Source organism: Sphingobium sp. WCS2017Hpa-17 (genome assembly GCF_031843765.1).
Classification (GTDB): domain Bacteria; phylum Pseudomonadota; class Alphaproteobacteria; order Sphingomonadales; family Sphingomonadaceae; genus Sphingobium.
In genome coordinates this window covers 1-9,335 of sequence record NZ_JAVTIV010000044.1, presented here as the reverse complement: position 1 = coordinate 9,335, position 9,335 = coordinate 1, and the positions used below count along the sequence as shown (strand labels likewise).

The 9,335-nt window shown below is 61.7% G+C and carries 18 protein-coding genes; 12 read left to right on the top strand and 6 right to left on the bottom strand.

The features are described 5' to 3' along the window. Nucleotides 1-16: 16 nt before the first annotated feature. The 6 genes from RQH62_RS24460 to RQH62_RS24435 are packed head-to-tail and all read right to left on the bottom strand — an operon-like array spanning nt 17 to nt 2,696. Nucleotides 17-205 (bottom strand): hypothetical protein, encoded by a 189-nt coding sequence (locus RQH62_RS24460; protein ID WP_311271258.1) that lies wholly within the window; start codon nt 203-205, stop codon nt 17-19. A gap of 3 nt (nt 206-208) precedes the next feature. Next, nucleotides 209-1,315, bottom strand: a complete 1,107-nt coding sequence (locus RQH62_RS24455) for a DNA cytosine methyltransferase (protein ID WP_311271257.1) — start codon at nt 1,313-1,315, stop codon at nt 209-211. A 3-nt stretch (nt 1,316-1,318) separates the two neighbouring features. Beyond that, complete coding sequence (locus tag RQH62_RS24450; protein WP_311271256.1) at nt 1,319-1,609, bottom strand: hypothetical protein; 291 nt, start codon at nt 1,607-1,609, stop codon at nt 1,319-1,321. After that, nucleotides 1,610-2,005 carry a hypothetical protein gene (locus RQH62_RS24445; RefSeq protein WP_311271255.1) on the bottom strand — a complete coding sequence of 132 codons (396 nt, stop codon included), beginning with the start codon at nt 2,003-2,005 and terminating at the stop codon, nt 1,610-1,612. Continuing rightward, nucleotides 2,002-2,472: a hypothetical protein gene (locus RQH62_RS24440; protein ID WP_311271254.1), complete on the bottom strand. Its 471-nt coding sequence runs from the start codon at nt 2,470-2,472 to the stop codon at nt 2,002-2,004. The genes RQH62_RS24445 and RQH62_RS24440 overlap by 4 nt, the downstream gene beginning before the upstream one ends. Then, nucleotides 2,469-2,696 (bottom strand): transcriptional regulator, encoded by a 228-nt coding sequence (locus RQH62_RS24435; RefSeq protein WP_311271253.1) that lies wholly within the window; start codon nt 2,694-2,696, stop codon nt 2,469-2,471. The genes RQH62_RS24440 and RQH62_RS24435 overlap by 4 nt, the downstream gene beginning before the upstream one ends. On the opposite strand from RQH62_RS24435, the gene RQH62_RS24430 reads away from it, so the two are divergent. The 12 genes from RQH62_RS24430 to RQH62_RS24375 all read left to right on the top strand — a co-directional run bounded on the left by RQH62_RS24430 (nt 2,695) and on the right by RQH62_RS24375 (nt 9,283). Next, the gene (locus RQH62_RS24430; protein WP_311271252.1) at nt 2,695-3,396 is read left to right on the top strand and encodes a S24 family peptidase; all 702 of its coding nucleotides are present in this window, start codon (nt 2,695-2,697) and stop codon (nt 3,394-3,396) included. The two genes, RQH62_RS24435 and RQH62_RS24430, sit on opposite strands and share 2 nt — an antisense overlap. A 394-nt stretch (nt 3,397-3,790) precedes the next feature. Beyond that, nucleotides 3,791-4,363, top strand: a complete 573-nt coding sequence (locus tag RQH62_RS24425) for a hypothetical protein (RefSeq protein ID WP_311271251.1) — start codon at nt 3,791-3,793, stop codon at nt 4,361-4,363. A gap of 68 nt (nt 4,364-4,431) precedes the next feature. Further along, nucleotides 4,432-4,722 carry a hypothetical protein gene (locus tag RQH62_RS24420; protein ID WP_311271250.1) on the top strand — a complete coding sequence of 97 codons (291 nt, stop codon included), beginning with the start codon at nt 4,432-4,434 and terminating at the stop codon, nt 4,720-4,722. 1 nt (nt 4,723) lies between these two features. Beyond that, nucleotides 4,724-5,095, top strand: a complete 372-nt coding sequence (locus tag RQH62_RS24415; protein WP_311271249.1) for a hypothetical protein — start codon at nt 4,724-4,726, stop codon at nt 5,093-5,095. Continuing rightward, nucleotides 5,088-5,639: an HNH endonuclease gene (locus RQH62_RS24410; protein ID WP_311271248.1), complete on the top strand. Its 552-nt coding sequence runs from the start codon at nt 5,088-5,090 to the stop codon at nt 5,637-5,639. Before RQH62_RS24415 ends, RQH62_RS24410 begins: the two co-directional genes overlap by 8 nt. Continuing rightward, nucleotides 5,636-5,956 (top strand): hypothetical protein, encoded by a 321-nt coding sequence (locus tag RQH62_RS24405; RefSeq protein ID WP_311271247.1) that lies wholly within the window; start codon nt 5,636-5,638, stop codon nt 5,954-5,956. Before RQH62_RS24410 ends, RQH62_RS24405 begins: the two co-directional genes overlap by 4 nt. Beyond that, nucleotides 5,949-6,704 carry a hypothetical protein gene (locus tag RQH62_RS24400; protein WP_311271246.1) on the top strand — a complete coding sequence of 252 codons (756 nt, stop codon included), beginning with the start codon at nt 5,949-5,951 and terminating at the stop codon, nt 6,702-6,704. Before RQH62_RS24405 ends, RQH62_RS24400 begins: the two co-directional genes overlap by 8 nt. 11 nt (nt 6,705-6,715) lie before the next feature. After that, nucleotides 6,716-7,687, top strand: coding sequence for a hypothetical protein (locus RQH62_RS24395; protein ID WP_311271245.1), 972 nt, complete (start codon nt 6,716-6,718; stop codon nt 7,685-7,687). Further along, the gene (gene ssb / locus RQH62_RS24390) at nt 7,687-8,163 is read left to right on the top strand and encodes a single-stranded DNA-binding protein (RefSeq protein WP_311271244.1); all 477 of its coding nucleotides are present in this window, start codon (nt 7,687-7,689) and stop codon (nt 8,161-8,163) included. Before RQH62_RS24395 ends, ssb begins: the two co-directional genes overlap by 1 nt. Further along, the gene (locus tag RQH62_RS24385) at nt 8,163-8,501 is read left to right on the top strand and encodes a putative HNHc nuclease (RefSeq protein WP_311271243.1); all 339 of its coding nucleotides are present in this window, start codon (nt 8,163-8,165) and stop codon (nt 8,499-8,501) included. Before ssb ends, RQH62_RS24385 begins: the two co-directional genes overlap by 1 nt. Next, nucleotides 8,494-8,904, top strand: a complete 411-nt coding sequence (locus RQH62_RS24380; protein ID WP_311271242.1) for a recombination protein NinB — start codon at nt 8,494-8,496, stop codon at nt 8,902-8,904. The genes RQH62_RS24385 and RQH62_RS24380 overlap by 8 nt, the downstream gene beginning before the upstream one ends. 16 nt (nt 8,905-8,920) lie before the next feature. Further along, the gene (locus tag RQH62_RS24375) at nt 8,921-9,283 is read left to right on the top strand and encodes a hypothetical protein (protein ID WP_311271241.1); all 363 of its coding nucleotides are present in this window, start codon (nt 8,921-8,923) and stop codon (nt 9,281-9,283) included. The last annotated feature ends 52 nt before the right edge of the window (nt 9,284-9,335 follow it).

Genomic DNA, 9,335 nt, shown 5'->3' with positions numbered 1-9,335 from the left:
ATTTGCGGGTTGCGGGTCATGCAGAAGCCCTTTCATGAACATGATCGGAAACATTGGCGAGCGAACCACCAGCGACCATGGCAGGACGCCCGCCTTCACCGGCGCTAGGGGCGGCGGCTATGGGGATAGGGTTGATGTAGAGGCGGCCATCGGGGGCCTCGACCAGGGCGTGGAAGGCCAATGGCTGGGTGATGCGGTGCGCCATGTCCTATGCCGCCTCCGCAATCGGATGACCGTCGAGGTGGCCTATGACCGCCGCGTAGAACTGCGTGAGCGTTTCGGCATCGATTGCATTGCCGTAACCGCGCAGTCGTCCCACACGGGCGGGAGCCTCATGAGCCAACGGGAATGTGCCGGGTCCAACCGGCCGCCACTTTCCATCCCGGCAGAAGAGCCAGTCAGCAGCGTCCCGTCCGAGCATAGGCGCATGGGGCCGGCTGTTGTGCCCCAGCCCGAAAGAACCGCCGCGTGGTTGAGCGTGATGTTCGGCGTCGTGAAGTCGTGCGACGGAACCCGTCGACTGTCCGCCGCTGTGCCCGATGGCCAGCCCGAAAGATGGACCTTCGATCCCAGCCCGCAGTCGTTCCCCCGATACACGCCCGTCGAAGCCGTAAGCCGCTGCTTGCGTGCCCAGACCTGCTCCGGCGTCGTGTCCGGCTCCATGACGCAGGGCGTCGGCCATCCCGTCAAAGTCGCCACACGCGGCAACTGGTCCAGCCTCGATCGCCCATCCGGCCTTTCCGTGGCCATGCCCGGTGAATCCTTCCAGTCCCGCGCCGATATCGTGGGCCACCCAGAAAGCCCGGTCCCTGATGTGCGCGCCGCCGAAGCCCGCAGCCGGAAGCGGGACAAGCCCGAAGGCGTAACCCATGGCTTCCAGGTCAGCTTGTACAAGATCGAACCATACGCCAGTACCGCCGCTCGCAACCTGCTCTCCAGCGACGATTGCAGGTTCGCACTGCTCGATGAGGTGGTAGAAGGCGGGCCAAAGGTGCCGCTCGTCAGCAAACCCTTTTCCTTGGCCTGCCGCGCTGAAAGGCTGGCACGGGCACGATCCCGTCCAGATCGCACGATCATCGGCCCAACCGCCGCGGCGCAGGGCGTAACTGTGGACGCCGATGCCGGCGAAGAAGTGGCACTGAGTAAATCCAGCAAGCTCATCTGGGCATACATCTTCGATGGACCTCTCATCCACGACGCCCGGCGCGATGACGCCGCGGGCGATCAGTTCGCGCAGCCACGCGGCGGCGAACGGGTCGATTTCGTTGTAGTAGGCGCCACCGCAGCCACCCGCGTTGTTGAGCGCGTTCGACATGGGTTAGGCCTCCACGGTCTGCGGGAGGCGAAGGTCAGTCATGAAGCTGGCGCGCTCTATGTCGCTCAGTGGGCGGATTTTGCGGAAGATGCAGGCGTGCCAATCCCTGAGCGGCCCGCGCGACTGGACTTCTGCCAACCCTATAGCCACACATTGCTCGCCGAAAGACCAGCGCACCGAAGTCACGGTGTAAACCCGCCCTACTTTCAGCAATTTGGTCGGCTTGTCCCTTGGTGCTGGCAACCTATCAGCCACGCACAGCGCCAGATCGCCTATCTGCCAATCGTCCGCCATCTACTCGCCCCCCACCGGAGCCAGCCCAGCGGCGACGAGATTGGGGCAGGTGCATTCGTGCAGGGGCGCCGCGCAGCCTTTGCACCGCTTCTTCGCCTCGCGGGCGGCGCGGGCCTCGTCAGGGTGCCAAACCTTGCCGTCAGCAGCCATCCACGTCAGGCATCCATCGGTCAGCCAGTCATTAGGCAGATCGAACACGCTGCCGTTCTTGTCGAACGCGGCGATATGCTCCGGGTGCGCAGCAAGATAGCTGATGATCCCGCCAGCAGTTTCCATGCCGCCGACACCAGCCTGAAAGCCGATCGCTTGGGCGGCCTGTGCGACCTTGCGGATGAAGGTGGCGACCGGGTCAGCGTCAAACTCCTGACCGAGGCGCTGGAGGTCGGGGAGGGTCATGCGTACTCTCCGCATCCACGGCCAATCTGGCCAGCATCACGCGCGTCCACGAAGTCAGTCCAGTGGACCCAACCTTTCGGGCAGGCGAAACCCCATTCGCGAACGGTCGGCCCGGTCATGAAGAGCGAGATTGCGCGTTGACCGGGGATGACCTCCAGCCGATGCAAGGCCTGAGCGGGCCGCTCGATCACATCACCAGCCACCCGCGTGAAGGCGCCTTCTGGGGTATGCTCGATATAGCTTCCATCGAGCAGGAGGCTTGTGTTCGCCCACGGATGATCGTGCATTGCCCGGTCATCGTCCGAGTGCAGGATTTCGTGCAGATAGACGTTGCAGGACTTGTTGCGCGGGATCACCCACCAGCGGCGGATATAGTCGGGGCCGATGATGAAATCCGGCTCCCGCGCCATGATCAGGCTGGCCCACATGCGCATGGCCGCCATGTCGGCGTAGGGCAGGCCACTCATGCCGCGATCCCCGAGCGCGCAAGAAACTCCGTCTGCCAGACCGCGAACGGCACGGCGCCACCGGTCTGCTCTTCAATAGAGCGGGCGGTGTCAGCATCCGGGAAGCGCACGCCGCGCCTGTATCGGTTGATAGCCGCTTGGGTGCGTCCGACCTTGGCGGCGAGCGCGCTTTCGGTGTTTTCTTCCTTCGAGAGGAAGGCGGCCAGTGCGTCTCTGTAGCTCATGATTGATGGATATACCGAAACGGTATTTCCAGTCAATGCGCATTATACCGATATGGATATTCCATGCAGCGTGACGGGGCGCGAAAACGCCCGAATGGAATTTACCGCGAATCTGAAGCGCTACCGTGAACGTCTCGGACTGGGACAGGCCCAGCTCGGAGAGCGCGTTGGCGTCCAGCAAGCCACCATCCAGCGCTGGGAAAGCGGCAACCGTGAACCAAAGCACGCGGACCTCGAAAAACTAGCTATTGCCCTCGGCGTCACGGTCGCCCAATTATTCGGCGGTGATGTGGCCTATGAGGTTCCTGACGATGCTGAGACGGTCGTGAAGGTGCCTGTCATAGGTGCTGTGCAGGCGGGCAATTGGAGAGAGGCAATTCAGCGGGCGACCGGTTTTGTTGATGTGTCGAAGTCGGACGCGCCGAAGGATAGCTTTGGTCTGCGGGTTGTTGGCGATTCAATGGATCTGCATGTCATGCCCGGCACGACCGTGATCGTGAACCCCAACGATACCGCGCTCTTTCCAGAAAAGCTGTATGTCGTCCTGAACGAGGAAGGCGAAACGACCTTCAAGCAATATCTGGACAACCCCGCGCGCCTCGTTCCTTGCTCAAGCAATCCAGAGCATCAGGAAATCCCGCTGGGGCAGGGCGGCTTCAAAGTGATCGGCCGCGTCGTCACCAGCATCCGCCGCCACTAAGCCGCTCGCTGCGCGTCGATGAAGTGGCGCGTCTGAATATCGCCCGGCACGGTGATATAGAACGATCCCCATTCAGTTCGCTCGCCCAAGCCGTGGTCAAGGAGGTCTTCCTGGGCCTCCTTCCGCGCGCGCCTCCAAGGCCCAAGCGGACGGTCAAAGCACACCGCGCGATACCAAAAACTCATGCACCTCACTCCCGAATCGCTGATCCGAAGATGGAACAATACGGGAACATAGATCAATCCTGCAGAACCAAGAAATCTGTGGAAAACTTCGCCGTGAAGAAAAATACCAAAACGGTATTGACAGGCGGAATACCATAACGGTATATCCATCCTCACCAGCCGGCCACACCCGGCGCACAGCAGCAGGGCTGCTTGGATGGAGGAAGACGGTGCAGATAGACCAAGCCAAGATCGAGAAGGCCATTGTGGACGAGGCTGTCCACAAGTTCACGACCGACGACGATCTCTACACCAGCATCCGCGACGGCATTAACAAGCGCATCGACAAGGTGTTTGCCGAGAAGGTTTCGCTGGTCGTCACGGAAAGTGTTGAGCGCATCGTCGGCGAAGGTTTCGAGCGCAGCTACCACAAGACCGATGGCTTCGGCCGCCCGGTCGGTCAGCCAACGTCGATCAGCAAAGAGCTTGAAACGCTGGTATCCAACTACTGGACGGATCGCGTCGATCGCAGCGGCAAGAAGGTCGAGAACGGCGCCTACAATTCCGTATCTCGCGCCGAATGGATGATGGCGCAGATTTGCGCTGACGATTTCTCCAAGGAAATCAAGCAGCACATCGTGAACGTCACCGCGCAGTTGAAGGACCACTTCCGCACGGTTCTGAACGGCCATGTCGCTACGATGCTGTCGGAAGTCTTCCACGTTCAGAGCCAAGGCGATCGCGATCTTAAGCGCCAAGACAGCTCGATCATCCGACCACCGTCCAGTCCGCAGAACGCCTGATCTCCCCAGACCGCGCGCCATCCCCCGGTGCGCGGCGAGGCTGAGATTTGTTCACATGGAGGTTTTTTATGACCACCGATTTGAAGCAACTTACGATTGGCGAGCGCGGCCAGATCATGCGCGGTGCGGTGACGGTGGCGCAGATGGTCGTCACCAGCGGCAACAATAAGCAGATGGTGGCGGATCGGGCATTGTTTCTGGCCGCGCCGGAATTGCTGACCGCTCTGAAGGCCTGCCGCTTGGAACTGGATTACTGCCAGCGCCAGCTGGCAGCTCACGGCCAGACGGGCAGCCCGAACGACAGCGTTTCCCGCGCCCTCGCAGCCGGTGCCGCCGCCATCGCCAAAGCGGGAGCCTGACATGAGCTCCCCGATCAACGCCACGAAATGCCAAGAACTGGCTGACCGGCTCGGCATAACCTTCGCGCAGGCCTACCACCGGATGCAGGTCCAGCAGCGGGCAGGGGAGAAGCAATATCACCCCTACGACCCGCGCGCTTATCCGCATCTGAACCCGCTGAACGCCCGTCTGGCGGCGGAAGCGGCGGCGGGGATCGACCCGCGTTTCGATGAAAAGCAGGCGATGCGCGAACTCAAAATGGCTGACCGCATCGTCGGCGCGCTCAAGGACGGGTCGGCGGACCATGCGCTGATCGAAGACCTTGAGCATGGGTACGTCGCCCGGTGTCATGAAGCTGCTCGCTGGGCGGGGCTGGAGGTGGTTCATGGATAACCCCAGCGCGTTCCCCGCTGTGCCTGGATTTGACCGAAATTTGCTTGGAAAGTTCGTATCGCGCATTGATGCCGGCGATTGGTCTTTTGGCCGTTGCTGGAACTGGACCGGAGGAAAAACCCCTAAAGGCTACGGTGTCTTTGCTCCCAGCAAGAAGACTCAGTATCGCGCGCATCGCTTCGCCCTAATGGCCTATACAGGCCGCCCGCCTATGGAAATGGTGCTGCATGATTGCGACAATCCGTCTTGCGTCAATCCGAAGCACCTTTCCGAGGGCGGTCATGGCGAAAACATGCGGCAGATGGCTGAGCGCAAGAGGGCGGCGCGCGAGGATCGGCATCACAAGGCAAAGCTAAACTTCGCTGAGGCGGCCGCGCTCACTCTTCTGAACCGTGGCGGGGCTTACTCGACACGCGAACTGGCCGAGAAGTTCTCCATCCACCAATCGACGGTAGCTGCGATCGTAAATGGCTCCCTGTGGCCTGACGCTCACGCTCTTGCCGACGCCATGCTGGCCGAGCGCGCTAGGGCAGGTGGTCAATGACCCACCCCACCAACGACAACCACCGCACCAAATGCGGCTACTGCGAGGACATCGTAACGGGTCCGTGCGCGCATCCGAGGTGTCCGGTGAAGGAGAGCTTCAGCATGGACAGGTTCGCATATTTCGAGCGCGCAGTTCAGCGCCTCAATCCTCTGCCTGCCCAGCGCCGCGAATGGGCTGAACAGGACGCCATTCTGCATCATCGTCTCGCCGCCATGGCTGAGTGCGATGCCAATGCCGCATGGATCATCAGCGCTGCCGAGGCTGGCCGGGCCGATCCTGATCCGTTTTTCTCGAAAGGCCAGAACCATGACTGACGCCGTGTCGGCGCTCGCCAAGCTGCGCGAGCCTTTTGCTGCCAACCACATCAGCAAGTTGCCGAAGCCGACCAAAGCGCAAACCGAAGCGGTGCGCGCCGACTTCAAGAAGGGCGTCCGCTGCAAGGATTGCGGTAGCTGGCATCATCCCGACGTGGTCCACCTCGACTATGTCGGCCATGCCGCTCTGACCGATCGGCTGCTGGACACCGATCCCCTATGGTCGTGGGAACCTGTCGCCTTTCGTGATGGCCTTCCCGCCTTCGACCAGACTGGCGGCCTCTGGATCAAGCTGACCGTCTGCGGCGTCACGCGCCTTGGATATGGCCACGCCGCGTCCAAGCAGGGCGTCGATCCCGGTGCGCGGGAAAAGGAGGTCATCGGCGATGCGCTGCGCAATGCCGCGATGCGCTTCGGTGCGGCGCTCGACCTCTGGCACAAGGGCGATCTCCACGGCGATGAGGCTGCTGACGAAAAGCAGGATAGCGGCCAGTCCGATCGCCAGAAGGTGGAGCGCATCACGCCAGCGCAGGAAATAATGCTTGAGGACAAGATGCGGGAAGCCGGGGTTGATCCGGCAAAGTTCCTCGCGCCTTCCGACGTATCCTGCGCTCGCGATCTGCCCGCCGGGCATTTCGCCGCCGCCATGAAGTCGCTGAACGACCGGATATCTAAGGCGACCAAGCATCAGCAGCGGCAGCAAAGCCAGTCGGCTAGCGCCGATCTGGATGACGAAATCCCTTACTGAAAGGACCGACCATGACGATGTATCTTTCGAGCAAAGGGGCGGTCCCTATCGCCACCATGCCGTTCCCGTACGCCACCAACGCGCTCAAGAAGCTGAACCGGGAAAGCCCGGAGCGGATCGAGGAAATTAAGGCCCTCACTGAGCATATCGCCAAGCTGGAAGCGGAAGGCTCCGACAACTCGCGCGCCGTCGTAGGCGATAATCAGCCGCCCGAAGAAGTCGCACCTGCGGACAAGATATCTGGACGGGCAGCGATCGATGCGCATGTCTCCGACCTTCTGACCGAGGCCGTCAATTGGGCCGATGGCGTTGCGATCGAGAACGAGGGGCAGGCGGCGGAAGTCGGCAAGCTGCACCGGTCGCTTCAACAGGCGGCTGATCTGGTGAAGGACAATGCCGCCACCGAGAAGAAGCCGCACAATGACGCGGTGACGGAAATCCAAGCATGGAATAACGGGTATGTCGCCAAGGGCCTCAAGGGAACCCCTGACGGCACCCTGACTAAGGCAATCGCCGCAACTGGCCGCCTTTCGACCGCGTGGCTGATAAAGCGGGAAGAAGATCGCAAGGCGCGCGAGAAGGTCGCCGCCGACACCGCACGGACCGCCGCGAAGGAAGCTGTGGCGCTGCGCGAAGAGGCGAAGGAAACCACCGACATTGCGGTGATGGATCGCGCCGAGGATGCGCTGGCCGACGCAAAAGCGCTCCTGCGGCAGGCCGATGGCGTGGCCAAGGAAAAGGTGCGGGTCGATGCCGGACAGGGCGTTCGCGCAGTCGGCCTGCGCTCTATCTGGCATGCCGACCTGATCGACGGACCGAATAGCTGGGCACTGGCTTACGGCCACTACAAGCACAACCCGGAGTTCATGGCCGAATTTCATGCGCTGATAAAGCGCTGGGCTGATCGTGACGCCAAGATCGAGGCCCACCGCTTCGCTGGCGTCCCCGGCTTCAACTTCCGCGAAGAAAAGGTGGCAGCATAATGGCTGGCTCTGTGAACAAGGTCATCATCGTGGGCAACCTCGGTGCGGACCCGGAAATCAAATCCTTCCAGAACGGCGGCAAGATCGCGAACCTTCGCATTGCCACCTCCGAAAGCTGGAAGGATCGGCAGTCGGGCGAACGCAAGGAGCGTGTTGAATGGCACAGCGTCACCATCATGGGTGACGGACTGGTCGGGGTTGCTGAACGTTTCTTGCGCAAGGGCAGCAAGGTCTATGTCGAGGGCCAGTTGCGCACCCGCAAGTGGCAGGACCAGTCGGGCAACCACCGCTACTCCACCGAAGTCACCCTGTCTGGTCCCAGCGCGGTCCTGACCATGCTGGACAGCCCCAATGGCGGGCAGGGTGGCCAACGTGACCTGACGCATCAGAACCAGAACGGTTTCGGCGGCGGCAGTCGTGGCGGGTTTGGCAACTACAACGACCTTGATGACGACTTCGTGCCGGGCTTCGACTGATGCTGCCGCGCCGGATTCCCAAGGCGCCCAAGCGCTCAACCCGCTGGCGGTCGCAAGCGCATTGCAACTTCGTGCGCTCGCACGCTTGCAGCGCCTGCGCCTCCACGGCAGCGATTGAGGTCGCCCATGTGCGCACCGGAACCGGCGCAGGCATGGGCCAGAAGCCGCACGATTACTGGACGATATCGCTGTGTCGCGATTGCCACGCGACGCAGCACCGCATCGGCGAAACCACATTCGAGCGGATGCACAACATCAACATGAAGGCGCTGGCGGAAGAGTTTGCCGACAAGTCCCCGCGCCGGGTCGAGATCATGGAGGCAAAGCGCAATGGCTGAAACTCAGGGACAGACGATCATCCTGACCAGCGATTACCGCCGCATGGAGGCGCATCGGCTGATCGAGAAAGTGCCAGCGGGTGCTGTGCTGAATATCCGCCCTGCGCGCCGCACCAACGACCAGAATGCGCTTATGTGGGCGCTCCTGTCCCAGATCAGCCGCGCGCGCCCCGAAGGTCGGGAATGCACACCTGATGTCTGGAAAGCCCTCTTCATGCACGCGCTCGATCATACCCAGCGGTTTGAGCAAGCACTGGACGGCAAGGGGATGGTCCCGGTCGGCTTCCGCTCTTCCAAACTGACGAAGGCGCAGTTCAGCGACTTGATCGAGATCATCCACGAATACGCGGCGCGGCATGGTGTCCCGCTGTCCGATGAAATCCACCCGGCCCGCGCGGCTTAACCCAGGGAGACGAGAAATGTTCTGGAAACGCAAGAAGATGGTCGAGTTGGGCGGGAGTGGCTACGTCTACTTCAACCCCGATACTGGTGACGAATACGCTCGCAATCATCCCGTTGAAAGCGGGGAGGTGCCGGAAGCCACGCTTATTCGCAGTTCGACTCCCATGGAGGACGCCCTGAATGATGGCGTCCAGTATTGGATGGGCCTTGTCACCGAGCAGTACAAGGACATCCACCGCCTCCAGCGTGAGAACTCGAAACTATTGGATGAACTCGCCGACCTCAAAGCCAAGCGCGCCCGCTCCAACGGCAACCTCATCCCCGGCGGCCCGAAGAAGAAGGCTGCGGTCATGGCTGAGCGGGCGGGGAGTGTGGGGTGATGGAAGGTCCGCGTCAAATCACGCTGGAGCAATTCCACGCCGACATCAAAGC